This is a genomic window from Altererythrobacter sp. Z27 (assembly GCF_052683155.1).
In genome coordinates, this window is sequence record NZ_JBQYMC010000001.1 from 2,110,458 (window position 1) to 2,135,393 (window position 24,936).

Annotated in this window: 23 protein-coding genes and 1 tRNA gene; 16 read left to right on the plus strand and 8 right to left on the minus strand. The window is 64.2% G+C overall.

Annotated features, from left to right (window positions below):
* The first annotated feature begins 70 nt into the window (after nucleotides 1-70).
* The 3 genes from rpe to purH are packed head-to-tail and all read left to right on the plus strand — an operon-like array spanning nucleotide 71 to nucleotide 4,204.
* Nucleotides 71-733, plus strand: coding sequence for a ribulose-phosphate 3-epimerase (gene rpe / locus ACUJ47_RS10370; RefSeq protein WP_354143574.1), 663 nt, complete (start codon nucleotides 71-73; stop codon nucleotides 731-733).
* On the plus strand, nucleotides 733-2,607 hold the full coding sequence (locus tag ACUJ47_RS10375; RefSeq protein WP_445538322.1) for a heparinase II/III family protein: 1,875 nt from the start codon (nucleotides 733-735) through the stop codon (nucleotides 2,605-2,607). The genes rpe and ACUJ47_RS10375 overlap by 1 nt, the downstream gene beginning before the upstream one ends.
* Nucleotides 2,608-2,614: 7 nt before the next feature.
* Nucleotides 2,615-4,204, plus strand: coding sequence for a bifunctional phosphoribosylaminoimidazolecarboxamide formyltransferase/IMP cyclohydrolase (purH, locus tag ACUJ47_RS10380; protein WP_445538323.1), 1,590 nt, complete (start codon nucleotides 2,615-2,617; stop codon nucleotides 4,202-4,204).
* Nucleotides 4,205-4,346: 142 nt separating this feature from the next.
* On the opposite strand, the gene ACUJ47_RS10385 is transcribed toward purH, so the two are convergent.
* Nucleotides 4,347-5,915, minus strand: coding sequence for a phytoene desaturase family protein (locus tag ACUJ47_RS10385; protein WP_445538324.1), 1,569 nt, complete (start codon nucleotides 5,913-5,915; stop codon nucleotides 4,347-4,349).
* A gap of 133 nt (nucleotides 5,916-6,048) precedes the next feature.
* Here ACUJ47_RS10385 and ACUJ47_RS10390 point away from each other — a divergent pair, with 133 nt between their 5' ends.
* The 5 genes from ACUJ47_RS10390 to ACUJ47_RS10410 all read left to right on the plus strand — a co-directional run bounded on the left by ACUJ47_RS10390 (nucleotide 6,049) and on the right by ACUJ47_RS10410 (nucleotide 10,220).
* The gene (locus tag ACUJ47_RS10390) at nucleotides 6,049-6,219 is read left to right on the plus strand and encodes a hypothetical protein (RefSeq protein WP_445538325.1); all 171 of its coding nucleotides are present in this window, start codon (nucleotides 6,049-6,051) and stop codon (nucleotides 6,217-6,219) included.
* Nucleotides 6,219-6,905 carry a peptide-methionine (S)-S-oxide reductase MsrA gene (msrA, locus tag ACUJ47_RS10395; RefSeq protein ID WP_445538326.1) on the plus strand — a complete coding sequence of 229 codons (687 nt, stop codon included), beginning with the start codon at nucleotides 6,219-6,221 and terminating at the stop codon, nucleotides 6,903-6,905. The genes ACUJ47_RS10390 and msrA overlap by 1 nt, the downstream gene beginning before the upstream one ends.
* Before the next feature lie 56 nt (nucleotides 6,906-6,961).
* Nucleotides 6,962-7,429 (plus strand): Fur family transcriptional regulator, encoded by a 468-nt coding sequence (locus tag ACUJ47_RS10400; RefSeq protein ID WP_445538886.1) that lies wholly within the window; start codon nucleotides 6,962-6,964, stop codon nucleotides 7,427-7,429.
* A 67-nt stretch (nucleotides 7,430-7,496) separates the two neighbouring features.
* Entirely contained in the window at nucleotides 7,497-9,419 is a 1,923-nt protein-coding gene (gene dxs / locus ACUJ47_RS10405; RefSeq protein WP_445538327.1) for a 1-deoxy-D-xylulose-5-phosphate synthase, read from the plus strand.
* Between the two features lie 3 nt (nucleotides 9,420-9,422).
* Nucleotides 9,423-10,220 carry a crotonase/enoyl-CoA hydratase family protein gene (locus tag ACUJ47_RS10410; RefSeq protein ID WP_445538328.1) on the plus strand — a complete coding sequence of 266 codons (798 nt, stop codon included), beginning with the start codon at nucleotides 9,423-9,425 and terminating at the stop codon, nucleotides 10,218-10,220.
* Between the two features lie 9 nt (nucleotides 10,221-10,229).
* Here ACUJ47_RS10410 and ACUJ47_RS10415 read toward each other — a convergent pair whose 3' ends face one another.
* From ACUJ47_RS10415 to ACUJ47_RS10435, 5 genes are all read right to left on the minus strand, one after another.
* Nucleotides 10,230-11,210 carry an MlaA family lipoprotein gene (locus tag ACUJ47_RS10415; RefSeq protein WP_445538329.1) on the minus strand — a complete coding sequence of 327 codons (981 nt, stop codon included), beginning with the start codon at nucleotides 11,208-11,210 and terminating at the stop codon, nucleotides 10,230-10,232.
* A 173-nt stretch (nucleotides 11,211-11,383) separates the two neighbouring features.
* On the minus strand, nucleotides 11,384-12,058 hold the full coding sequence (locus tag ACUJ47_RS10420; protein WP_445538330.1) for an NnrU family protein: 675 nt from the start codon (nucleotides 12,056-12,058) through the stop codon (nucleotides 11,384-11,386).
* Between the two features lie 77 nt (nucleotides 12,059-12,135).
* Nucleotides 12,136-13,425: an amidohydrolase family protein gene (locus tag ACUJ47_RS10425; RefSeq protein ID WP_445538331.1), complete on the minus strand. Its 1,290-nt coding sequence runs from the start codon at nucleotides 13,423-13,425 to the stop codon at nucleotides 12,136-12,138.
* Nucleotides 13,422-14,813 (minus strand): amidohydrolase, encoded by a 1,392-nt coding sequence (locus tag ACUJ47_RS10430; protein ID WP_445538332.1) that lies wholly within the window; start codon nucleotides 14,811-14,813, stop codon nucleotides 13,422-13,424. The genes ACUJ47_RS10425 and ACUJ47_RS10430 overlap by 4 nt, the downstream gene beginning before the upstream one ends.
* 72 nt (nucleotides 14,814-14,885) lie before the next feature.
* Nucleotides 14,886-16,388, minus strand: coding sequence for a peptide MFS transporter (locus ACUJ47_RS10435; protein WP_445538887.1), 1,503 nt, complete (start codon nucleotides 16,386-16,388; stop codon nucleotides 14,886-14,888).
* Between the two features lie 336 nt (nucleotides 16,389-16,724).
* On the opposite strand from ACUJ47_RS10435, the gene ACUJ47_RS10440 reads away from it, so the two are divergent.
* The 8 genes from ACUJ47_RS10440 to ACUJ47_RS10475 all read left to right on the plus strand — a co-directional run bounded on the left by ACUJ47_RS10440 (nucleotide 16,725) and on the right by ACUJ47_RS10475 (nucleotide 22,976).
* Nucleotides 16,725-17,063, plus strand: coding sequence for a GntR family transcriptional regulator (locus ACUJ47_RS10440; RefSeq protein WP_445538333.1), 339 nt, complete (start codon nucleotides 16,725-16,727; stop codon nucleotides 17,061-17,063).
* Between the two features lie 215 nt (nucleotides 17,064-17,278).
* Nucleotides 17,279-17,560: an integration host factor subunit beta gene (locus ACUJ47_RS10445; RefSeq protein ID WP_445538334.1), complete on the plus strand. Its 282-nt coding sequence runs from the start codon at nucleotides 17,279-17,281 to the stop codon at nucleotides 17,558-17,560.
* Nucleotides 17,561-17,663: 103 nt separating this feature from the next.
* A tRNA-Leu gene (locus tag ACUJ47_RS10450) sits at nucleotides 17,664-17,746 on the plus strand.
* Between the two features lie 151 nt (nucleotides 17,747-17,897).
* Nucleotides 17,898-18,494: a PilZ domain-containing protein gene (locus ACUJ47_RS10455; RefSeq protein WP_445538335.1), complete on the plus strand. Its 597-nt coding sequence runs from the start codon at nucleotides 17,898-17,900 to the stop codon at nucleotides 18,492-18,494.
* A 96-nt stretch (nucleotides 18,495-18,590) separates the two neighbouring features.
* Nucleotides 18,591-20,177: an NAD(P)/FAD-dependent oxidoreductase gene (locus ACUJ47_RS10460; protein WP_445538336.1), complete on the plus strand. Its 1,587-nt coding sequence runs from the start codon at nucleotides 18,591-18,593 to the stop codon at nucleotides 20,175-20,177.
* 10 nt (nucleotides 20,178-20,187) lie between these two features.
* Complete coding sequence (locus ACUJ47_RS10465) at nucleotides 20,188-20,622, plus strand: GtrA family protein (protein WP_445538337.1); 435 nt, start codon at nucleotides 20,188-20,190, stop codon at nucleotides 20,620-20,622.
* Nucleotides 20,623-20,718: 96 nt separating this feature from the next.
* Nucleotides 20,719-21,132: a GtrA family protein gene (locus tag ACUJ47_RS10470; RefSeq protein ID WP_445538338.1), complete on the plus strand. Its 414-nt coding sequence runs from the start codon at nucleotides 20,719-20,721 to the stop codon at nucleotides 21,130-21,132.
* On the plus strand, nucleotides 21,132-22,976 hold the full coding sequence (locus ACUJ47_RS10475; RefSeq protein ID WP_445538339.1) for a hypothetical protein: 1,845 nt from the start codon (nucleotides 21,132-21,134) through the stop codon (nucleotides 22,974-22,976). Before ACUJ47_RS10470 ends, ACUJ47_RS10475 begins: the two co-directional genes overlap by 1 nt.
* Here the strand turns inward: ACUJ47_RS10475 and msrB are convergent.
* Both msrB and ACUJ47_RS10485 read right to left on the minus strand, forming a co-directional pair.
* The gene (gene msrB, locus ACUJ47_RS10480) at nucleotides 22,942-23,439 is read right to left on the minus strand and encodes a peptide-methionine (R)-S-oxide reductase MsrB (protein ID WP_445538340.1); all 498 of its coding nucleotides are present in this window, start codon (nucleotides 23,437-23,439) and stop codon (nucleotides 22,942-22,944) included. The two genes, ACUJ47_RS10475 and msrB, sit on opposite strands and share 35 nt — an antisense overlap.
* Nucleotides 23,440-23,507: 68 nt before the next feature.
* Complete coding sequence (locus tag ACUJ47_RS10485) at nucleotides 23,508-24,842, minus strand: cytochrome P450 (RefSeq protein ID WP_445538341.1); 1,335 nt, start codon at nucleotides 24,840-24,842, stop codon at nucleotides 23,508-23,510.
* Nucleotides 24,843-24,936: the final 94 nt, after the last annotated feature.

The window sequence follows — 24,936 nt, forward strand, 5'->3', positions numbered from 1 at the left end:
AAGGCGCGCCGCTTGTGATGAGGGCGCGCGCTTCGTTACTGGAGGAATTCGCGCGATCCGGAAGCACACCATGGCGGCACCGCTCATTTCACCTTCGATCCTCTCGGCCGATTTTGCCCGGCTGGGCGAGGAAGTGCGCGCGATCGACGCTGCGGGTGCTGACTGGATCCATGTCGACGTGATGGACGGGCATTATGTGCCCAATATCACCATCGGCCCGATGGTGGTGAAGGCGCTCAGGCCGCACAGCGCCAAGGTGTTTGACGTCCATTTGATGATCTCGCCGGTCGATCCCTACCTTGAAGAATTCGCGGAGGCGGGGGCGGACATCATCACGATCCACCCCGAGGCCGGGCCGCATGCGCATCGCACGGTGCAGGCGATCAAGGCGCTGGGCAAGAAGGCGGGCATTTCGCTCAACCCCTCGACTCCGGTCGAAGTGCTCGATTACCTGATCGGGGATATCGACCTGGTGCTGGTGATGAGCGTCAATCCCGGCTTCGGCGGGCAGAGCTTCATCCATTCGCAGCTGGACAAGATCCGCCGCGTGCGCGCGATGATCGACGCCAGCGGTCGCGACATTCACCTCGAAGTCGATGGCGGGGTTAATGCCGAAACGGCCAAGCTATGCGTCGAGGCGGGGGCCGATGTGCTGGTCGCGGGCTCGGCCACCTTCAAGGGCGGGCCCGATCACTACGCAGCCAATATCGCCGCGCTGAAGGGGCTTGGCTGATGGACGCGCTGCTCTCTGGCCAAAGCGAGCACAAGCCCGAAGAAGATTTGTTCGGCGAGATTCACGCGGATGCGCCCGCGCTGCCGCTGAAGCGCGGCGACGCGCAACCGGTTGCGAGGGTAACGGACGAGGCTGCAGCCCCGCCGGTGACTGAAGCGCGCGCGCTGGTGCTGAGCGATTTCGTGCCGCCCAAGGCCGATTTTACCGAGAAGCTGGTGCGCTTTGCCTATCGCCTCGGTGTAGGCGGGGCGACGCTGACCGCGCCGTTCCGCAAGCCTGCGCGCCCGCGGTTGCTGGCGACGGTCGAGAGCCCCCTTGCGGGCGACCGTACGGCGGGAATGGCGCTGCGTGCGGGCCATTTCCTCATCCACGGCGCCAAGGCGCCGATCGGTGAAGTCGATTATGCTTCGTCCTCGCGCATGGCTCCGCCGTTCGAGCGGGTGATCCATGGCTTTGCGTGGCTGCGCGACCTTGCCGCTGCGGGCCAGCGCGAGCAATGCATCGACACAGCCGAGCGGATCACAAGGCTGTGGCTCGACGCCAATCCGAAGCCGGGCAAATGCGCCGCCTGGCAGGTCGAACACGCGGCGCATCGCCTGATCGCATGGCTGGTCCATGCGCCGCTGGTGCTGTCGGGCCAGAACGAGAAATTGCGCCCGCGCCTGCTGGCAGCGATCGACGACACTGCGCGCTGGCTCGATCGCGAAGTCCGCCGCGCGCCCGACCCCTTGAGCGAGGTTCTCGGCTGGGGCGCGATCACCGCCGCCGGGCTGCTGATGCCGCAGGGCAAGCCGCGCCGCCTCTTTGGCGAGGCGGGCCTGATCGCAGCGCTGGGCGATTTCGTCGGCGAAGATGGCGGCGCGCTCTCTCGCAGCCCGATGGCGCAGATGGATGCGATCGCCATGCTGACCGACCTAGAGGCCTGCTACAAGGCGACCGGGCGCGACCTTCCGACATCTCTCGGCCTGATGCGCGAATTGCTGGTGCCGCCGCTTCTGGCGATGCGCCATGGCGATGGTGGCTTGGGCAGCTGGCAGGGCAATGGCGCGACGCGGGCCGACCGGCTGGCCGCGCTAGTCGATGCCAGCGGCGTGCGGACGCGCCCGCTCAAGGACGTGCGGCACTGGGGCTATCACCGGCTGGCAGGCGGCAAGGCCGTGGTGCAGATCGATGCCGCGCCGCCGCCGCGTGCGCGCCACGCGCGCTGGGGCTGCGCATCGACACTGGCCTTCGAAATGTCGGACGGGCCGCACCGGCTGATCGTCAATTGCGGCGGCGCCGCGTTGGCCGGCGGGCAAGTTCCCGCGCGGATCGAGCAGGGGCTGCGCGCCACGGCGGCGCATTCGGCACTGGTGCTCGACAATGCCAATTCCACTGCGGTTCTGCTGGGCGGCAAGCTCGGCAAGGGAGTGGAGCAGGTCGAGGTCGAACGCGGCGAGATCGCGCGCGCCAGCGGCGAAGTCCAGCGGATCGAAGCCAGCCATGATGGCTATCTCGCGCGCTATGGGCTGATCCATCGCCGCATACTGATGCTGCGCGGTGACGGCACCGAATTGCTCGGCGAAGACATACTGCTTCCGCCCGCGAAGAAGGGGCAGCGCGGCAAGGTCGGCTTTGCGATCCGCTTCCATCTCGGGCGCGGGGTCGAGGCACGGCTGGCCGAAGACCGGCGCGGCGCCAGCCTGGTGCTGCCCGATGGGGGCTTGTGGCAATTCCGGCTTGGCGGCAATGACGCCGGCGCTGGAGTCGAGATCGAGGACAGCATGTGGGTCGACGGCGACGGGCGGCCGCATGCGATCGAGCAATTGGTGATCCAGGGCATGGCATCGCGCGGCGGGGGTCAATTCTCCTGGCTGCTCAAGAAAATGGGGTGACTTCGCGGTGAGCGACATCGAAATCAAGCGGGCACTGCTGTCAGTGTCCGACAAGAGCGGATTGGTGGAACTGGGCCGGGCGCTGGCCGCGCGCGGAGTGGAGCTGGTTTCGACTGGCGGCACAGCCAAGGCGTTGCGCGATGCGGGGCTGGAGGTGCGCGACATTTCGGACCTCACCGGCTTTCCCGAGATGATGGACGGGCGGGTCAAGACGCTCCATCCCAAGGTGCATGGCGGCTTGCTGGCAGTGCGCGACAACCCGGAACACGCCGAGGCGATGGCGGAGCACGATATCGGTGCGATCGACCTGGTGGTGGTGAACCTCTATCCCTTTGAAGCGACCGTGATGCGCGGCGCGACGCGCGACGAGATCATCGAGAATATCGATATCGGCGGGCCCAGCATGGTTCGTTCCTCCGCAAAAAATCACCAATTCGTCACGATCGTGACCGACCCTGCCGACTATGCCGAACTGCTGGGCGAGCTCGATGCGCATGGCGGCGCGACCTCGTTCGATTTCCGCCGCAAATGCGCGGCCAAGGCCTTCGCCGCCACCGCATCCTATGACAGCATGATCAGCCAGTGGTTCGCCTTTGCCGACCAGCAGCAGCTGTTCCCCGACATGCTGGCGATCAACGGGCGTTCGCCGGTGATCCTGCGCTATGGCGAGAACCCGCACCAGCAGGCCGCGCTCTACACCCCAGTCGGGCCGCATGGCCGCGGGATCGCGCAGGCCGAGCAGCTGCAGGGCAAGGAGCTGAGCTACAACAATTACAACGATGCTGATGCCGCGCTCGAGCTGGTTGCCGAGTTCGGCGGCGGCGATCCGGCTGTAGTGATCGTCAAGCACGCCAACCCCTGCGGCGTGGCGCAGGCGGCAACGCTCAGCGAAGCATGGGAAGCGGCGCTGCAATGCGACAGCGTGTCCGCCTTTGGCGGGATCGTGGCGGTCAACCGGGAACTTGACGGCGCGACAGCGGAGGAGATCGCGAAGATCTTTACTGAAGTGGTGATCGCCCCTTCAGTGAGCGACGAGGCGCGCGAGGTCTTCGCCAAGAAGAAGAACCTGCGGCTGCTGACCGTGGGCGACCTGCCCAATCCGCGGCGCGGCGGGTTGCTGGTCAAGCCGATCACCGGCGGCTTGCTGGTGCAGACGCGCGACAATGGCGCGATCACCGAAGCCGATCTCAAGGTCGTGACCGAGCGCGCGCCGACGCAGCAGGAACTGAAGGATTGCATGTTTGCATGGATCGTGGCGCGGCATGTGAAGTCGAACGCGATCGTCTATGCGAAGGATGGCGCAACCGCAGGCATTGGCGCGGGGCAAATGAATCGCCGCGACAGCTCGCGCATCGCTGCGATGAAGGCTGCCGAAGCCGCCGAGACCTATGGCTGGAGCGCGCCGCGCACCGTAGGCAGCGCGGTTGCGTCCGACGCCTTCTTCCCCTTCGCCGATGGCTTGCTGGCCGCTGCGGAAGCGGGCGCGACGGCGGTGATCCAGCCGGGTGGCTCAATCCGCGACGACGAAGTGATCGCAGCAGCCGACGAGGCCGGGCTGGCGATGGTCTTCACCGGGATGCGGCATTTCCGGCATTAATTCTGTCCTACCGCTTCGCCACTTGAGGGTGTGACATTTTTCGAGCGCGCCTCCGCGTGCTCGTCCTCGGTGCTGTTTCTCGCTGCGCTCGAGCACCTGCGGGCGCCCGGTCGGGCTTGCGGCGCTTCGCGCCGTTACAGCACTATTTCGCCCAGAACCTGCGCGATTTCAGGATCGCATGAGCTGCGTTGTGGCCGGGTGCGCCGGTCACCCCGCCGCCCGGATGCGTGCCCGCGCCGCATAGCCACAGCCCTTCGAGCGGGGTGCGATAGCTGCCCGCGCCCAGCGCCGGGCGCGCGGCCCACAGCTGGTCGAGGCTCATCCTTCCGTGGAAGATGTCGCCGCGCCACAGGCCGAACTTGGCTTCGAGCGCGCGCGGCGTGTGGATTTGCCGATGCAGCACCAGCTCGCGGAACCCGGGGGCGTGATATTCGATCACGTCAAACACCGCTTCCACCGCAGCGGCCTCCTGCTCCTCGGGCATGTCCGGATCGACATGCTGGCAGAACAGGCTCGCGACATGCTGTCCTTCGGGCGCAAGGCTGTCATCCACCAGGCTCGGGATCAGCATCTCGACGATTGGCTTGGCGCTGAAGCCCTGCGATCGCGCATCGAGCCAGGCGCGGTCCATGTAATCGAGCGATGGCGCCATGATGATGCCCGAGCGCAAATGCGCGTCGCCTTCGGGCGCATGGCGGAAGCGCGGCAGGCCGCTCAGCGCGACATTCATGCGCAGGCTTCCCGAACCGCCGCGATAGCCGTCCATCGCGCGCGCGAAATCTTCGGGTAGCGCGCTGCGCGGCACCAGCCGGTCGAACAGTGGCTTGGGTCCCATGTTCGAAATGACCCGCCTGGAGCGCAGCTCTTCCTCATTCGCCAGCCGCACGCCCACCGCCTTGCCATGCTCGACGAGTACTCCGCTCACCGGCGCCCCGGTGCGAATCTCGACGCCTTGCTCGCGCGCGGCAGCAGCCATCATCTGCGTGATCGCGCCCATTCCGCCAATCACGTGGCCCCACGCGCCCTTCTTGCCGTTCACTTCGCCGAACACATGGTGCAGCAGCACATAGGCGCTGCCCGGCTCGTCGGGCGAGGCATAATGGCCGACACAGGCATCGAAGCCGAACGCCGCCTTGACCGGCTCGCTCTCGAACCAGTCGTCGAGCACTTCGCGCGCCGAGCGGGTGAACAATTGTAGCACTTGCCGCTGGCGCTCGACGCTCAGTCGGGCGAGGCCGCGCGCCTGCATGGCCGCATCCACCAGCGAACGCAGCCCGCCCTTGGGATCGGGCGGAGCCTTGAGCGCAAGCCCGCGCAGCACCTCGGCGGCATCTTCGAGCATGTCGAAATAATCGGACAGGCGCTCGGCATCGGATTTCGAGAAGCGCGCGACTTGTGCTTGTGAAGCCTCAAGCCCGCCGCCCATCAGCAAATAGTCGCCTTCGAGCGGGAGATAGTTCGACACCGGCCGCTCGATCACGCGGTATCCGCGTTCGGGCAGCCGCATGTCCGCGATCACCTTGGGCTGGAGCAGGCTGACGGTGTAGCTCGCGGTAGAATTGCTGAAGCCGGGCGCGAATTCCTCGGTCACGGCCGCGCCGCCCAGCACGTCGCGCGCTTCGCATACGGTCACTTTGAGCCCGGCCCGGGCGAGGTAGAAAGCGCAGGTGAGGCCGTTGTGCCCACCGCCGATAATCACTGCATCGATCATTCTGTCAGGCTGTAAACACATCCTGCCGCAGCGCGAATAGACTTTTGCTGTAAACCGTGTTCACCGCGCCTCAATCAATCGGAGCTAACAAGACTCCGACGACAAAATGATTCGATTCACGAGCAACCAAGCCATGCGCCTCTTCAAACCTGACCTCTATCGCAGCTTCGGCATCGGCTTCGGCATCGGTGCGCTTCTGGTCGGCGCAAGCATTGCTCCGCATTTCGAAGCCGATCTCGCCACGCCGGCCAAGGCCGCGACGGCGGACACCCAGGCAGAAGGCGTTTTCGCCCCTACCCCCTGATGAATATTCGTTTCGCTCTCTTGGCTGCTGCCGGTGCATTGGCGCTGAGCGGCTGCCAGGTCGCGTCCGCAGCGGGCGAGAAAGTGGTCGAAGCGCCGGAGGCGAGCGTGAAGGCGCAGGAGCCGGACAAGCTGCGGGTCGCGATATTCGCGGGCGGGTGCTTCTGGGGCGTCGAAGGTGTATTCAGCCATGTGAAGGGCGTGAAAGCGGCGGTCTCGGGCTTCCACGGGGGCACGGCGGCGACCGCGAGTTACGACAAGATCTCCACCGGGCTGACCGACCATGCCGAAGCGGTGCGGATCGTCTATGACCCGCGCGAAGTGCGCTATGACGAGCTGCTGCAGATCCTGTTCTCGGTGGTGGCCGACCCAACGCTTAAGAACCGGCAGGGCCCCGATGTCGGCACGCAATATCGCAGCGCGATCGTTCCGATGAACAAGGAGCAGGCGCGGGTAGCGCGCGCCTATCTCAAGCAGCTCGGCGCCTCGGGGTTGTGGGACAAGCCGGTGGCGACCAGGATCGAACCCTATCGCGCGTTCTACGAGGCTGAGGACTACCACCAGGATTTCATGGCCCGCAATCCGCGCCACGGCTACATCGTGCGGTGGGACAAGCCCAAGGTCGAAGCGCTCGCCCGGCTCTTTCCCGAGCATTATCGCAGCAGCTTCCTGCGCGACCACAGCTAGTTTTTAGCGAAGCTGCAGGAGTGGCGCTCGCCGTGCAGCGCGCCTATATGGGCGGCATGGCCAGACACGATCACGCACATCACGAACATTCGGGCATGGACCTTGTCGGCGCGGCGCGTTCCGCGCTTACCGCGGCGGGCGAACAATGGACCGGCATGCGCGAAGCGGTTTTTGCCGAGCTGGCGCGGCACGATTGCCCCGTCTCAGCCTATGACATTGCCGACAATCTCTCGCGCAGCCGCGGCAAGAGAGTGGCGCCCAACAGCGTCTATCGCATCCTCGACCTGTTCGTGACGAACAACCTTGCGTTGCGGGTCGAAAGCGCCAACGCCTTCCTCGCCAACACCCACCCCGGATGCGAGCACGACTGTATTTTCCTGGTCTGCGACGAGTGCGGAGAGGCGACCCATGTCGACGATGACGACGTGTCGCGCCGGGTGCGCGAACTGGCCAAGGCACGCGGTTTCCAGGCGCGCCGCCCGGTGATCGAAATCCGCGGCGTCTGCGCCGGTTGCCAGGCCTGAATCTCCGCCTGCTGGACGGCCAAGCCTTGATCGACACTTCCCCAATTCGCGTGTAAGCCCCTGATCCATGAGTCAATCACCGAATACTCCACTGCTAGATACGGTTGCCTACCCCGCGGACCTGCGCAAGCTCGACAAATCCGAGCTGCGCCAGCTTGCCGATGAGCTGCGGGCCGAAACGATCGATGCCGTCGGCACCACCGGCGGGCATCTGGGCTCGGGGCTGGGCGTGGTCGAGCTGACCGTGGCGATCCACTATGTGTTCAACACGCCTGAAGACAGGCTGGTGTGGGACGTGGGCCACCAGTGCTATCCTCACAAGATCATCACCGGCCGGCGCGACCGCATTCGCACCTTGCGCCAGGGTGGCGGCCTGTCGGGCTTCACCAAGCGCGCCGAAAGCGAATACGATCCCTTCGGCGCGGCGCACAGTTCGACTTCGATCTCGGCTGCGTTGGGCTTTGCCGTCGCGAACAAGCTCAACGACAAGCCCGGCCGCGGAATCGCAGTGATCGGCGACGGCGCGATGAGCGCCGGCATGGCCTATGAAGCGATGAACAATGCCGAACAGGCGGGCAATCGCCTTATCGTGATCCTCAACGACAATGACATGTCGATCGCACCGCCGGTGGGCGGGCTTTCGGCCTATCTCGCGCGGATGGTTTCCTCGAGCGAGTATCTCGGGCTGCGCCACCTCGCATCGCGCATTTCGCGCAAGCTCAGCCGCCGCGTCCATCACGGGCTGGAAAAGGCCGAGGAATATGCGCGCGGTATGGTGACCGGCGGCACGCTGTTCGAAGAGCTGGGCTTCTATTACGTCGGCCCGATCGACGGGCACAATCTCGATCACCTGATACCGGTGCTGGAGAACGTGCGCGATTCCGACCAAGGGCCTGTGCTGGTCCATGTCGTGACGCAGAAGGGCAAGGGCTATGCCCCGGCCGAAAACAGCGCCGACAAGTACCATGGCGTCGCCAAGTTCGACGTGATCACCGGCGAACAGAAGAAGAGTGCGGGCGGGCCACCGGCCTACCAGAACGTGTTCGGCGAGACGCTTGCCAAGCTGGCGGAGGCCGACGAAAGGATCTGCGCGATCACCGCCGCCATGCCTTCGGGCACCGGGGTCGATCGCTTTGCCAAGGCGCACCCTGAACGCAGTTTCGACGTCGGCATCGCCGAACAGCACGGTGTGACTTTCGCAGCGGGCCTCGCCGCGCAGGGCATGCGGCCTTTCGCGGCGATCTACTCCACTTTCCTCCAGCGCGCCTATGACCAGGTGGTGCATGACGTTGCGATCCAGAACCTGCCGGTCCGCTTTGCGATCGACCGCGCCGGGCTGGTCGGGGCCGATGGTTGCACCCATGCGGGCGCGTTCGACATCGCCTATCTCGCCACGCTACCCAACATGGTGGTGATGGCCGCTGCGGACGAGGCCGAGCTCGTCCACATGACCTATACCGCCGCCGAATATGACGACGGCCCGATTGCTTTCCGTTATCCGCGCGGCAATGGCGTGGGCGTGCCGCTGCCCGAGGTTCCGCAGAAGCTGGAAATCGGCAAGGGGCGCGTGGTGCGCGAAGGTTCCAAGGTGGCGATCCTGTCGCTCGGCACGCGGCTGGCCGAAGCGCTCAAGGCGGCAGACCAGCTCGAAGCCAAGGGCCTGCCGAGTACCGTTGCCGACATGCGCTTCGCCAAGCCGCTCGATACCGAGCTGATCGAACGCCTGATGCGCAGCCACGAAGTGGTGGTTACGGTCGAGGAAGGCGCGATCGGCGGGCTCGGCGCGCATGTGCTGACCTTCGCTTCGGACGAAGGGCTGACCGATGCCGGGCTGAAGGTGCGCACCATGCGCTTGCCCGACATCTTCCAGGACCATGACGATCCTCAGCGGCAATATGACGAAGCGGGGCTCAACGCGCCCGATATCGTCGCGACGGTACTGCGGGCACTGCGGCATAATTCGGCGGGCGTCGAGGAAGCGCGGGCTTAAGGAGTGGCCCTCCTCCAGATCGAAACCGCCGGTCACGTCACCACCCTCACGATCGACCGTGCTGAGATCATGAACCCGCTCGGGCAGGCGGGCGATGGTGACGAATTCACCGCCGCCTGCGATGCGATCAATCGCGATCTCAATGTGCGCTGTGTGATCCTCACCGGCGCGGGGCGAGCTTTTAGCGCGGGCGGTGACATCAAGGCGATGAAATCGCGCAGCGGCAGCTTCGGCGGCACTCCGCCGGGCATTTCGGACAGCTATCGCGACAATATCCATCGCATGCTCCGCGCGCTCTATGGCCTGCGCGTGCCGCTGATTTCGGCGGTCAACGGGCCCGCGATCGGGCTTGGCTGTGATGTCGCCTGCCTGGGCGATCTTCGCATCGCGTCGGACAAGGCAAAATTTGGTGTCACCTTCCTCAAGCTCGGCCTCATCCCCGGCGACGGCGGCACATGGATCCTGCCGCGCATCATCGGCGAAGCGCGCGCGGCAGAGCTGTTCTACACCGGCGACGTGATCGACGCGGCAATTGCGCTCGACTGGGGTCTCGTCAGCCGGGTGGTGCCGCACGAGGCGCTGATGGACGAGGCGCGGGCGCTCGCGGCCAAGGTCGCCGCCATGCCGCCGCATGCGCTGCGCCACGCCAAGAATTTGATGCGGCAGGGGCGCGAGGTGAGTTACGATACCGCGCTCGAACTCGCCGCAAATGCGCAGGCGCTGATGCATTTGACCGAAGACCACATGGAAGGGGTCGACGCGTTGATCGAGAAGCGCGCGCCCGATTTCAAAGGCAAATAGCCCGGCAGATCAGCTCTCGGGCAGAGGCTGCACCACTTCTTTGCTGATGTAGACGATCGCCGGCGGTTCAGGCTCGGGCACAGTTTCGGGCTCCACCTGCTCGACCGGCTCGGCGGTGATCGTTTCGACTGTCTCGGCAAGCACCCCTTCGGGAAGCGGCGGGCCAGCCATGATCGCTTCGATGCTGCAATCGCGCGGCGGCGGGCGGTTCTTAAGCGCGGCGATATCGGCTTCGCGCTGGCACAGATATGTCTCGCGCATCGCATAATAGGGATCGTCGCTGGTGTTGATCTGCGTGATCTGGTCGTCGAACTTGATCCGGTATTCGAGCGAATTCACCGTGAAGGCGGGGATCGCGTAATAGGGCGTGTTGAAGGGCTTGCCGACTGCAAAGGGCAGGATCGACTGGTCGATCCCGGTGCCGATAAGGTCGCGCAGCGTGGTCGCGCCTACCAGCGGCACCACCAGGAACGGCCCCGGCCCGACCCCGTAATAGCCCAGCGTATTGCCGAATCCGTTGCGGCGATAAGGCAGCTTGAACGGTTCCTTCTTCGCGACATCGAACAGTCCACCCACCCCGACGGTAGTGTTGATCGCGAAGCGGCCGACAGTCTCAACGGCCTTGCCCGGCTTGAGCTGCAGCAGGAAGTTGAGCGCGTTGACCGGCTCCATCAGGTTGCGAAAGAAATTCCGCAGGCCCTTGCGCACCGGACCCGGCAGGTCTTCCTCGTAGACCTCGGCAATCGGCGCGACCACGGCCTGGTCCACCTTCTGCGTAATTTCGAAGGTTGCAGCGTTGACGTTCTCAAGCGGGTCCTTGAGTGGATTCCGTGCCTCGGCGCTGACAACGATGACATTGCCCTGGGTCGGGTCCCCGGCTTCCGCCTGGGGCTCGGCTGTGACGGGCTGCTCCTCAGGCGGAACCTCCTGTGCTGCCTGCACCAAAACCGGCTGCGGGCCAGTGAACGCAAGCGGGGCCGATGAAGCCATCAGGGCCGCGGATGCGAGCGAAAATACCATGCTTCACCTTTCTGCCCCTGGCCGCCTCTCTGTAGGCTATTGGCCGCTAAGACAAATAAAAGGTTAGCATCCAGTGCCCGAATACGATTGCCCGTGGCGCAGCGGTGACACCTTGCCCCTAGTGAAGCCACCTCTCCCGAAGGTCAGAACCAGCGCCAGATGCCGCCTTCGATGCCGCCCAGCGGGCCGTGCGCCCAACTGATCGCCAGCCACAGGCCCAGCCCGATCGCCCACCACAGCAGGCCGACCGAAAGCAGCTTGCCCGGCTTCGGCCAATAGCTGGTGTGGCTCTCCCAGCTGGCCCAGGCATCGCCCATCTGCTCGCGTTTCTTGCGGTCCTGCAGATGCGCGCCGACCAGCGCGAGTATGCCCATCGCCAGCGCGGTAATCACTCCGCGCCAGCTCCACCACAGCACGATGTGCGAAAGCGCCCACAGGCCGAAACCCCACATCATGGGATGCCGGGTGACTAGGAAAACACCTTTGGGTTCGGCCATTGCCTGCGTGGCGGCGGCAGGCGTCGGCAGTGCGGGATTGCCCGCCATCGATCCGGCGAACAGCACCATTGCCGGAAGGGTCAGGGCGGTTGCGACGATCCATCCCGCCTCGCCAGAGCCGCCCAGGTCGCCCGCCGGAGCCTTGGTGAAGGCGGCATAGACCCAATAGAGCGTGGCGAAGCTGACCAGCGTGTAGGCGAGGCTGAAGCCGCCTTCGCGCAGCAGCTTCACCATCGGCGCGCGCAGCGGGTGCGACATCGCGAAATGCGAACCGACAAAGGCCACATTTGCTGCGACCACTTCAACCAAGGCATTGTCCATGACCAATTCCCCCTTGCAGGGAATTGGTCACATGGAGCCGCAAAAGGCAAGCCGGCGCTGCCGGCTCGCCGTGGATGCTACCAGTCGAAGGCTTTGGGCAGGTCGCTCTCGTCGAGGTCGCGATAGCGGTCGCGCAGGCGAGTGCGATGGTTGTCGAGCGGCTGCTCGACCCCATCGATAAACACCCGCACGGCCGCGCTCGACACTTCGAGCGGATCGCCGCTCCAGATCACCACATCGCCCACCGCGCCCGGCTTGAGCACGCCGATCTTGCCGCCCATGCCAACCGCTTCGGCAGGCCGCGAGCTGATCGTGGCGAGCGCCTCGCCCCAGCTCAGCCCGGCAGCGCCCGGCATGCGCCCAAGCGCAACCAGATTACCCGCGTGCTGCTTCAGATGGTCGGTGAAGCGGATCGAATCCGCATTGATCGACACATTGACCCCGGCGGCGCGCATGCGGCCGATATTGCTCTGGGTGGCGGCGATCTGTTCGAACCGTTCGGGCAGGTCCTGCAGGCTTTCGGCCATCACCGGAATGCCCGAGGCGGCCAGCTCCTGCGCCACCAGCCAGCCTTCGGTCGCGCCAACCAGCACCAGGCGCAGCCGCGGGAATTCCTTGCCCAGCGCGATCACGGTGCGGATGTCGGACGCGCGATGCGCCTCGATGAAGAGCTGCTGCGTGCCCGCGACGACGGGGGTCAGCGCTTCGGCATCGGCGCGGGTGAGGAGGTTGCCGTCTCCGCTCCAGCGCCCGGCGGCGAAATCCTGAGCTTCGCGAAGTGCGTTGCGCAGCTCTGCATGGCTTGCCTTGCGGCTGCCGCCGGCGATCCGCGCGCCACTTTCAGACAGCGTCACCATCTGGAACGCTTTTGACTTCGTGATCGGCGAAGGGTCATCGCCCAGGTCGATCACTGCGCCCTGTCCCGCGAAGATCGAGTTCGACGCACCACCAGAGACCACCGCGCGGGTGATGCCATTGGCGCGCCCGACCTTGACGTGCTGCGAGGCAGGATTGATCGCGGGCATCACGTCGAGCGCGGCGTTGAAACGCGCCCGGCTTGCGCTGGTGTCATTGCTCGATTCGACGCCGTTCACGTCAACCAGGCCAAGCGTGGTGACGGCCGCGACCAGCCCGGGCGTGACCCAGAGGCCGGTCCCGTCGATCATCGGGAGCGAAGGATCGGGGCGCACTTCGGCGCCAACAGAAGCGATCTTGCCGCCGCGCACCACCACGGTGGCGTTGGCGACCGGTGCGCTGCCGTCACCGGTGGCGACAGTTGCATTGGTGATCGCAAAGTCCTGCGCCGCTGCGGGAGCGGCGATTGCGATGGCTGCAACACTGGCTGCGAGAAGCGAATCGCGGATCATTTCACGTCTCCTTCGCCTTGCTGGCCTAGCTCGAAGTCGCTCACCGGGCGTCGTTTCGGATCATCCGCATCGAACAGCAGTGCGCCATCGACCCACACCTTTTCGGGCCGCGAATAGACGCTCAGCGGGTCGCCGTTCCAAAGCACCACGTCGCCCATCTTGCCGGGTTCAAGGCTGCCGGTCATCGAATCGATCCCCATCGCCTTGGCGGCGTTGAGGGTGAACCAGCCGACCACTTGCCCGTCAGGGATGGCGATGCCCATGCGGGCACCCGCCGCCTGTGCCTTGGCGGCTTCCTGATTCAGGCGCTGGATGCCGTTTTCGTCGTCTGAATGGATCACCACACAGGCGCCTGCCTGCTGCAGCAGCGCGGCGTTCTCGGGAATCCCGTCATAGCTTTCCATCTTGAAGCCGTACCAATCGGCCCAGACCGCCGAACAGGCCCCGTTCTCGCGCAGGAGATCGCCGATCTTGTAGCTTTCGACCGCGTGATGGAATGCGGTGACGCGGTATCCCATCTCCTTGGCCATATCCATCACCAGCGCCATTTCATCGGCGCGGTAGCAGTGGTTGTGGACCAGGATCTCGCCTTCGAGCACGCCCTGCAGCGTTTCCTTGGCAAGGTCGCGCTTCTTCTTGTCATCCTTGGCATAGGCCTTGGCGTCGAGCCAGGTCTGGCGGTTGACCGCGAAATTGCCCATCCGCGTGGAAGGCATGCGGTTGCGCGAGCCATAGACACGCTTGGGATTCTCGCCGCAAGCCATCTTCATGCCATAGGGCGCGCCGGGGAACTTCATCCCCTGCACCGTGCGGCTGGGCACGTTCTTGAGCGTGACCGAGCGCCCGCCGACAAGGTTGGCCGAGCCGGGCAGGATCTGCAGCGAAGTGACGCCGCCATTGGCGAGTGCGCGAGTGAAGCCCGGATCCTGCGGCCACACCGAATGTTCGGCCCAGACATCGGGCGTGCTGGGCGAAGTCGCTTCATTGCCGTCCGAATGCGCGGGCACCGACGGGGTCGGATAGTCGCCAAGGTGCGAGTGAATGTCGATCACGCCAGGCGTCACGAACTTGCCGCGCGCGTCGATCACCGCATAACCCGACGTGTCGAGCCCCGCTCCCACCGCTTCGACCTTGCCGCCGCGCAGCAGCACGGTGGCATTGTCGAGCTGCGCCCCGGTTCCGTCGAACACTGTCGCGCCGACCAGCGCGGTGGGCGTGCCGGGGTAGGGGTGATAGGTGGAGGGGTAAGGATTCTTGTCGAATCCGGGCGAGACCGGCTTCGACGCGGAGGCTGGCTCCGCGCCGGATTCGGCCCCTGATGTTGTAGCGCAGGCGGCGAGCGCGAGTGCGCTCCCGAGGCCTGCGAGTGCGCGCGTCACACGTGGCATGTGCGTCCCCTTGAAGATTGCGACCAGGTTGAAGGAGCCCGGCGTACCGGGCTCCGCATTGCATTCATACTATCAGGATGAAGGGCGCGAAGTGGGGTGAACCCCGGCTTCCTGCGCTTCGAGGCCCGCTTCCGCAGCGCCTTCCAGCGTGTCGTCCCTCAGCGTGTCGAGGTGCATCAGCTTCTTGATCAGCGGGCTGATCACGATCACTGCCACGCCTACGCCAACCGTGATCCAGCCAATCTGGCTATAGACCGCGAGCACGGTTTCCTTCGCTGCGCCTTCGCCCGACGCCGCTTCCGAACCAGTCGCCGCCGCGATCAGCCCGGCCACGAAATTGCCGGTTGCCGAAGCGAAGAACCAGGTGCCCATGATGAGCGAGGCCATATGCGCGGGAGCCAATCGGTTCATCGCCGACAGGCCGACCGGGCTGAGGCAGAGCTCGCCCGTGGTGTGCAGCAGGTAGATCAGGAAGATGAAGATGACCGGGGTCATGTTCTCCATCCCGACCGTGTTGGCGCCCAGCACCAGCACGAGGAAGCCCGCGCCCAGCTGGATCAGCGCCAGGCCGAACTTGGCCGGGGTTGAGGGTTCGAGCCCCTTCTTGCCGAGCCAGGTCCAAAGGCCCGCGAACAGCGGGGCCAGCATGATGATGTAGATCGGGTTGATCGACTGGAAGATCGAAGCCGAAACGCCCTGCCGGTCGACATAGCGATCGGTGAACAGGTTAAGCGAAGAACCAGCCTGTTCGAACAGCGCCCAGAACAGGACCGAACCGATGATCAGGAACATTGCGGCAAAGATACGGTCGCGGTCGTGCCCGCCGATCTTGATCGCCTCCCAGATCACGAAAGCGACCAGCGCTGCGCCGAACACGCCGAGGATGGCCCCGACAACCGCCTGATTCTGCACCAGCCACCAGGTCACGGCCACTGCGGCGAAGCCCACGAGGTAGAGGAACCATTCGAACTTCATGCCCATGAACGGCGCTGCAAGCTTTTCGGGCACGGCGCTTTCGCCCTTGCCCAGCAGCAGCGGCTTGAAGACGATGAAGACGATCAGGCCGAGCAGCATGCCGATGCCTGCCGCGCCGAAGCCATAGGCCCAGCCATAGGTCTGGCCGAGATAGCCGGCGATGATCGTGCCGACTGCAGCGCCGACGTTAATCCCCATGTAGAAGATGGTGTAGGCGCCGTCGCGGCGGATGTCGGTGCGCGGGTAGAGCTGGCCCACGATCACCGAGATATTGGCCTTGAGGAAGCCCGAGCCGACGATGATGAAGGCCAGCGCGGCCCAGAAGACATCGATCATCGGGTTGTTCTGGCCCAGCGTGCCTTCGCCTTCGAAAGCCATCAGGAAGTGGCCGATCGTTAGCAGGACCGCGCCGAACAGCACCGCCTTGCGCTGCCCGAGATATTTGTCCGCGAGATATCCACCGAGCACCGGCGCGATATAGACCAGCGCCGTATATGCGCCGTAGATGACCGAGGCCTTCTCGTCATTGTAAAGCCAGTGCTGCGTCAGGTAGAAAATCAGCAGCGCGCGCATGCCGTAGTAGGAGAAACGCTCCCACATTTCGGCGAAGAACAGCACGAACAGTCCCTTGGGGTGCCCGGCGAATTCCGCTTTCGACGATGTAACGATGGTTGCGCCGCCGATCAGCAGCAGCAGCAGGAACGACGCCGCAATGGCGACGATGATTTCTTCAAGCGACACGAAGGCCCTCCCCGATAGTCCATTAAGGCAGCGCGCGGCGTGCCTCCCCTTCGGGCGGCACCCTAACGCCTCAATCGCTCATGTGAAGCCTTAGTTGCAGGCGAAACCACCTCTGGGAATGTCGTTCGTCGAAAGACCGGGAACTTGACGCGCATGGCTGTATTATGGCACTGAAGCACTTATCGCGAGGGAATCATGAGCCAGAACCGACCCGTTTACCTGAAACTGCGCGATCAGATCGCCGCCGCCATCATCGAAGGGCGCTATGCCGAAGGCGAGATGCTTCCGTCGGTGCGTGCGTTGGCAGCCGAGGAAGGCGCCAACCCGCTGACCGTCGCCAAGGCCTACCAGCAGTTCCAGAACGACGGGCTGGTCGAAGTCCAGCGCGGCGTGGGCATGTATGTGGTCGCGGGCGCCGCCGACCGGTTGCGCAATCGGGAGCGGGACAGCTTCCTTCGCAACGAATGGCCCGAAATCCGGGCCCGGATGGAACGTCTCGGAATCGACCTGGCTGAGCTCGTCGAGGAAGCCTGAATATTCGGCGGCTCGCTCCAGTCGCCTGCTGAAATTCCAAACGCCTATTGAAAAAGCAGAAAATCGCCTGCCGACCTTGCGACCGCGCCTCTTATCTGGCACGATAACAATGGGGGTCGGAGCTGCTTTCGGGTCGGAGCAGTGCCGTCAGGATTGCCACAGGATAGGCTCGCCGGTCTTCTTGATCGGCGATGGCACGCAGGCGGGAGGTGCACATGATCAGATCCGAATTGCTGCAGGCGCTTCACAGGGACAATCCCGAGTTGCGCGCGGAAGAAGTCGAGCAGGTGGTCGACATCTTCTTCGAGGAGATCGCCGAGCGACTAGCCGAAGGCGGAAGGGTGGAGCTGCGCGGCTTCGGTGCCTTCTCCACGCGGCAGCGCGAGTCGCGCCAGGGGCGCAATCCGCGCACCGGCGAAACGGTGGATGTGCCGTCGAAACGCGTTCCCTATTTCAAGCCCGGCAAGGAGATGCGCAAGCGCATCAACGAAGGCTAAGCGAAAGCCCAATCGACGACGTCGCCAACTTACAATGTAAAATATGTAGCGATTGCGCAGATGCGTTGTCGCGCCCGCCCGCTGCCGCTAGGAGGCTCGACGCGCGGGTGTGGCGGAATGGTAGACGCCGGGGACTTAAAATCCCCTGAGGTTTCCCTCGTGTGGGTTCGAGTCCCACCACCCGCACGCGGCCCGGAGCGCAATTAGCTCCGTTTTAACCCCTATGCCCTTAGATCGAATCCGATAAGCAAGGCCGTGGTAGCTACTGCATGCGGCCAGTTCGGGGCGCGTAGTACAGGGGTTTCCAGTGATGGATCATGCGGTTTTTCCGCGAGATGTGCAGACGGATCATGCCGAACCGGCAGAGCAGCGAAGCGCGCAACGCTATTCGCTGCTGATTCGTCCCGCCAAGCTGCTGTCCCCGCAAGGCGAGTTCGTTTGCATCCTGCGCGACGTTTCCAGCACCGGCGTCAGCACCAGGCTGTTTCACAGCCTGCCCGCTTGCACGAACTATACGCTCGAGCTGCAAAGCGGGCAGACCTATGAGATGGCGCGCGTCTGGGTGCGCGAACAGGAAGCCGGGTTCGAGTTCACCAGCCAGGTCGATGTCGATCGCCTTGTCACCGAAGCAAGCGAGTTCCCGAAGCGCGGATTGCGGCTGGCGCTGCAATTCCCGATCACTGTCACTGCAGGTGTCACGCGCTCGATGGCGGTGGTCGAGAATATCTCGCAGCAAGGCGCGCGGTTCGAATGCAAGGATCTGCTTGCACTCGACCAGAACGTCCGGCTCGAAGGCGATGGCCTGCGCGAAACCCGCGCCAAGGTCCGCTGGCGGCGCGGCACGCAATATGGCGTGGTGTTCGACGACACTTTCTCGCTGCGCGACTTCGCGCTGCTTGCTGCGCGCCTCCAGGCGCCCGGCCTGCTGGACTGAACCGCCCCAAGGGAAGCGCGCGCGTTGGCGCGATGTTAACCGCCCGCTAACCAATTTCCTTCACTCCCCAGGCTGCAATTGTTAACGGGGAAAAAGATGGAACAGCGTGCTGCCCACAGCCACGGCGCAATCGATGTCGATGTGGCGATTATCGGTGCGGGTCCGGCCGGCCTTACTGCCGGCTATCTGCTGTCCAAACAGGGCAAGTCGGTTGCGATCATCGAAAAGGACGCGACCTATGTCGGCGGCATCAGCCGCACCGTCGAGCACGAAGGCTATCGTTTCGATATCGGCGGCCATCGTTTCTTCTCGAAGAGCCAGCAGGTAGTCGACCTGTGGAACGAGATCCTGCCCGACGATTTCATCCAGCGCCCGCGGATGAGCCGCATCTATTACGAGGGCAAGTTCTACAGCTATCCGCTGCGCGCCTTCGAAGCGCTGTGGAACCTCGGCGTCTGGCGCTCGGCACTCTGCATGTTGAGCTATTTGCGCTACAAGCTGTTCCCGATCGGCCAGGTGAAGAGCTTCGAGGACTGGACCACCAACCAGTTCGGCCACAAGCTCTATTCGATCTTCTTCAAGACCTACACCGAGAAAGTGTGGGGTATGCCCTGCAACGAGATGAGCGCCGACTGGGCGGCGCAGCGCATCAAGGGGCTGTCGCTGTGGGGCGCGGTGACCGACGGCCTCAAGCGCAGCCTTGGGCTGAACAAGCGGCCCAATGATGGGCAGGCGGTGAAGACGCTGCTCGAGACGTTCCGCTATCCTCGGCTCGGCCCCGGCATGATGTGGGAAGCCGCGCGCGACAAGATCGTCGCCACCGACAAGGGCCGGGTGCTGATGGGCCATTCGCTGGCGCAGCTTGCGTCTGACGGTCAGGGCGGCTGGTCGATGACTGCCAAGGGTCCGCAGGGGGACGTCCAGATTCGCGCCCGCCACGCGATCAGCTCGGCCCCGATGCGCGAACTTGCCGCACGTCTCCACCCGCTGCCGGCCAGCAAGCTTCAGGCCAACGAGCTCAAATATCGCGACTTCCTCACCGTGGCGCTGATGATCCGTTCGGAAGACCTGTTTCCCGACAACTGGATCTATATCCACGACAGCAAGGTGAAGGTGGGCCGCGTCCAGAACTTCCGCAGCTGGTCGCCCGAAATGGTGCCCGATCCCGAGGTCGCCTGCGTTGGTCTCGAATATTTCTGTTTCGAAGGCGACGGCCTGTGGTCGATGGCTGACGGCGACCTTGTCGAGCTCGCCAAGCGTGAAATGGACATCCTCGGCCTGGTTGATCCCTCCAAGGTAATCGGCGGCGCAGTGGTGCGGCAGGAAAAGGCCTATCCCGTCTATGACGAGGATTATGCCGCCAATGTCGATGCCATGCGCCGCGAACTCGAAGCGAAGCATCCTTCGCTCCATTTGGTCGGACGCAACGGCATGCACCGCTACAACAACCAGGACCACGCGATGATGACCGCCATGCTCACGGTCGAAAACATCCTCGCCGGCGAACGCCGCTATGACACCTGGTGCGTGAACGAAGACGCCGAATATCACGAGGCCGGCGACGAAGGCGCGGAAAAGGCGTTGCCCGCTCGCGATGAATCGACCTCGCCGGTCAGCGACGACCAGGCGGCTGCGCTCGCTTCGGTGCGCGAGGTTCCCGAACGGATCAAGAAATCCGCGTGACGGTACGCAGGTGGCGCTGAAGGCTCTCGCCGCCCGCTTCTTCCGCTGGCGTTTTGCGCGCTACATGCTGGCGAGCGCGAGCGGCACTGTGATCGATCTGGGCAGCTTCCTTCTCCTCTATTCGGCAGGGATGGTCGCGGGCATTGCCGCTGCGATCGGCTATGCGCTGGGGACCATCATGCACTGGCTGGTATCGAGCAGGGTCGTGTTTCCTGACCGGCTGGCGGAGGCCGGGCTGAAGCGTGGTGGGCAGCAGGCGATGTTCGGTGTGTCGGCAATCCTTGGCCTCGGCCTGACTGCCGCGATCGTCACCGGGGCCGATGCGGCGGGCTTCGACCCGCGCCTGGCGAAGCTGGTCGCGATGGCGGTGAGCTTCCTAATCGTATGGCTGGTCCGGCTGAATTTGGTGTTCCAGCCGCAGCACGGCCCGGACCGCTCGGGCTAGCGGTTCACCGCGTCCCGGCGCTGCAATTTCGGAAATATTAACCTTGTTTTGCAACAGGGGTAATATGGCCTATCAAGCCCGAAGACAGGGGGCAATGTGATCTCGATCCTCGCCAAACTGCGCGATATTCGCCTGGTCCGCTATGGCTTGGCCAGCGTGGGCGCGCTCGCGGTCGACGTCGGCACGTTCCTGGGCCTGATGGCGGCAGGGACCGCAGCGCCGCTGGCGGCCGCATTGGGATATGCGTTCGGCATCGTGGTGCATTGGCTGCTCTCGAGCCGGAAAGTCTTCCATGACCAGGTCGCCGCAAGCGGCCGCGCGCGGACGCAGCAGAAGGCGCTGTTCGTCATCTCTGCCCTGGCTGGCCTCGCCTTGACCACCGCGATCGTCGCCGCGGGCGATCATGTCGGGATCGATCCGCGGATAGCCAAGCTGGCGGCCATTGTGGCGAGCTTCACTCTCACATACCTTCTGCGCGCCAAGGTGGTGTTTCAACGCGGGCTGGACTGATGCTGGCAGGTGATCGGCGATTGCGCGAAGGGGATCGGCCGACGCTGGCCATCGTCCTTACCTGGCTCGGGGTCAGCGCGATCTTGTTTGCCCTCGCCTCCACGCGCATCTTCGACAACCAGTTCCCCGACCCCGATGACGCCTTGCGGCTGGTCCAGGTGCGCGACCTGCTCGCGGGACAGGGCTGGTTCGACCTGCACCAATACCGCATGACCCCGCCCGAGGGGACGCTCATGCACTGGTCGCGGCTGGTCGATCTGCCGATCGCCGGGCTGATCCTGTTTTTCTCGCAGTTCATGGACATGGCCACGGCCGAATGGGCGGCCATGATCGTCACGCCGCTGCTCGTACTGCTGCTGACCATGCTGGTGATTGGCCGGCTGGCGTGGCGGCTGTTCGACAGGAAGACCGCGATCTACGCGTGCGTCGCGCTGGCGCTGATGCCGGTGGTTCCAGCCCAGTTCCAGCCGCTGCGGATCGACCATCACGGTTGGCAGATCTTCACCGTCGCTTTCGCACTTTGGGCGACGAGCTGGCGCAATGCCACGCGCGGCGGGATGGTGGCCGGCCTTGCCATGGCGGTTGGCCTGATCATCTCGCTCGAAACGATCTTCCTGTCGGCGGGGTTTGCGCTGGTGCTGGCGCTGCGCTGGCTGCGCGACCACCACCAGCGTTGGTGGCTGGTGAGCTATCTCCAATCGCTCGCTTTGGGATTGGTGATATTGTTCGGGGCTACGCGCGGCCTGCCCGATCTCGCGGCGCATTGCGATGCGATCTCGCCGCCCTACCTCGGCTTTTTCCTGATCGTAGCGCTGGGCACGGGCGCGCTTGCCGTCTTGCCTGCGCTGCCGCGGCTGACACTGCTCGTCGCTCTGGGCTTCTTTGGCCTTATCGGGATCGGCTTCATCGCCTGGTCGGCGCCGCAATGCATGGCCTCGCCCTTCGCAAACCTCGATCCGCTGGTGCGCGACTACTGGTACCTCAACGTCACCGAAGGCCGCCCGGTGTGGCACCGCGGGCTGAGCGAAGCGGTGCCGGCGGTGCTGCAGTCGCTGTTCGCGCTGGCGGTGGCCCTCTATCTCGCTTCGCGCAGCCGCGACTGGGTGCGTGGCTGGTGGTGGGAATATGCCGCACTGCTGTTCGTGGCATTCCTCGGCGGCGTACTGACCTATCGTTCGATGGCGTTTGCGGGCGTGCTCGCCGCAATCCCGATGGGCTGGTTCGTGACGCGGATAATCAAGCGCTGGCGCAGCTATGAGCACTTGCTGCCCAAGGCCGCGCTCGCGATTGTGCTCTATGTCGTTTTCCTGCCGGGCGCCTTTGTGGTTGTTCTCCAGAAACTCGCTCCGCCAGAACCGGTCCGCCAGAGTGTCAGGATTGCCGAATCCAGCTGCGAGCTGAACAGGAACGCGCAATTGCTCGACCAATTGCTGCCCTCCACGCTTTTCGCCCCGCTCGACCTCGGTCCGGCACTGCTGCTGAACACACATCACTCAGTGGCCGCATCGAACCACCACCGCGCGGCAAAGGCGATGCATGATGTGATCTATGCTTTCACGCACAGCCCCGATGAGGCGCGCAAATATGTCGAGGCCTACCATGCCGGATTTGTCGTGGCGTGCCTCGACCTGGCGGAGGTGACGAATTTCCGCAGGGGTGGCGGGAAAGACGGGTTGATGAACAGGCTATACGAGGGCGACATTCCCGCATGGCTCGAACCGGTCGATCTGGGCGGTCCGGATACGCTCAAGGTCTGGCGTGTAATCGCTCCTGTCGAAGCGAGCGAAACCGATGCAGCCGCCCCTGAGGCTACGCAGGGCGGAAATCCAACGCCAGCCCGTTGATACAGTGTCTCTGGCCCGTCGGTTCGGGCCCGTCGCTGAAGATATGCCCCAAATGCCCGCCGCAATCGCCGCAGTGCACTTCGGTGCGCGGATAGCCGATCTTGTAATCGGTCGAAGTTCCTACCGCGCCCTTGTCGATCGCCGCCCAGAAGCTGGGCCAGCCCGTCCTGCTGTCATATTTGGTGCGCGAAGAGTAGAGCGCGTTGCCGCAGCCTACGCAGCGGAAAACCCCCACCCGCTTTTCCTTGTTGAGCGCAGAGCTATAGGGGCGCTCGGTTCCGGCTTCGCGCAGGATCCAGTACTGGTCCTTGGTCAGCTTCTTGCGCCATTCGGCATCGCTCAACTGGACCCGATAGCTCTTGGCTTCGGCTCGCGACGATCCGCAAGCGGCCAAGACCGGCAGCGCAGCCCCTATGCCGAGCGCGGCGAGAAACTGGCGGCGGTGGGTGATGAATCCTTCCATGGCATGCGGTCCGTATAGAGGTCTCATGACACTATATACGAACCGGACGCCCGAATGGTTTCAAATATTCAGAAGCTGGTGATCTCGACTTCGAGCTTGCGGAAGCCGTGCACGAAGTTGGCGCGCACCCGCTCGACGTCGCCCGCGACATGCACCCGCATGCGGCGCTTGTGCATTTCCTCAAGCAGAACGCGCAGTTGCAGTTCGGCAAGGCGCGCACCGACGCAGCGGTGGATGCCATAGCCGAAGGCGATGTGGCGGCGGGCATTCTCGCGCGTGATGTCGAGCTTGTCGGCATCGTCGAACACTTCCTCGTCGCGATTGGCCGAAAGGTACCACAGCACCACCTTGTCGCCCTTCTTCACATGCTGGCCGAACACTTCGGTGTCTTCAGTGCAGGTGCGGCGCATATGCGCAAGCGGCGTCTGGTAGCGGATGCATTCCTGCACCGCATTGGGGATGAGATCGGGGTTCTCCTCGAACAGCTTGCGCTGGTCGGGGAACTTGTCGAAGGCATGGATGATCCCGCTCATAGTGTTGCGGGTGGTGTCGTTGCCGCCCACGATCAACAGGATGAGATTGCCCATGAATTCCTGCGGACTCATCTGGTTCATCGCGTCGGAATGGATCATCATCGAGATCAGGTCTTCGCCGCCGTCCTGATGGGTCCGCTCGATCCACAGCGACTGGAAATAGGCCAGCATCTCTTGCAGGATGCCCCAGCGCATTTCGTCGAGCTCGCGCACGGTGGCGAGTTCGGTATCGCCCGACCAGTCGGACCAGAAGGTCAGCAGGCGGCGGTCTTCCCAGGGGAAACCGAACAGGATCGCCAGCATGCCGGTGGTCAGCTCGATCGAGACCTTGTCGACCCAGTCGAACACTTCGCCGCGCGGCAGCGTGTCGAGCAATTCGCCGGTGCGCTGGCGAATCTCGGCTTCCATGTCGGTGATCGAGCTGGGGGTGAATTTGGGCGCAACGGTGCGGCGCTGGCCGGTGTGCTGCGGCCGGTCCATCGCGATGAACATCGGCAGTTCGCGCCGTTCTGCGCCGCGCGCTTCCAGCTCTTCGTCGCTCAGCCGCTCGAGGATGGTGATACCGCCATGCTCCCAGCTCGACGAGAAGATTTCAGGCAAGGCTTCGATATGCTGGATCGCCTTGTGCTGCACCACCGCCCAATAGGGGCCGAAGGGGCTTTCGGGGATGTAATGCAGCGGGCCGGCTTCGCGCATTTCCTTGAAGATCGGCTGCCAGGTGTCCTCGAAATAGATGTCGGAGCGGCTCACGTCCCATTTGTTCGTGTGCACCAGCCGGTCGTCAGGGTGCGTCTTCAGATGCTCGCGCAAAGCCTCGAAGGCGGTGGGCGAGCGACGCACTTGCGGGCGTTCGGGGGCGATCGTGGCCATTCTTCTCTCCGTGCTAAGCGACTCTGGCGGTCGCTGCGTTTCTGGCTCCATCCTGCCGCTATTGACAGCAATGTCAATAGTGAGTTGCGATTCG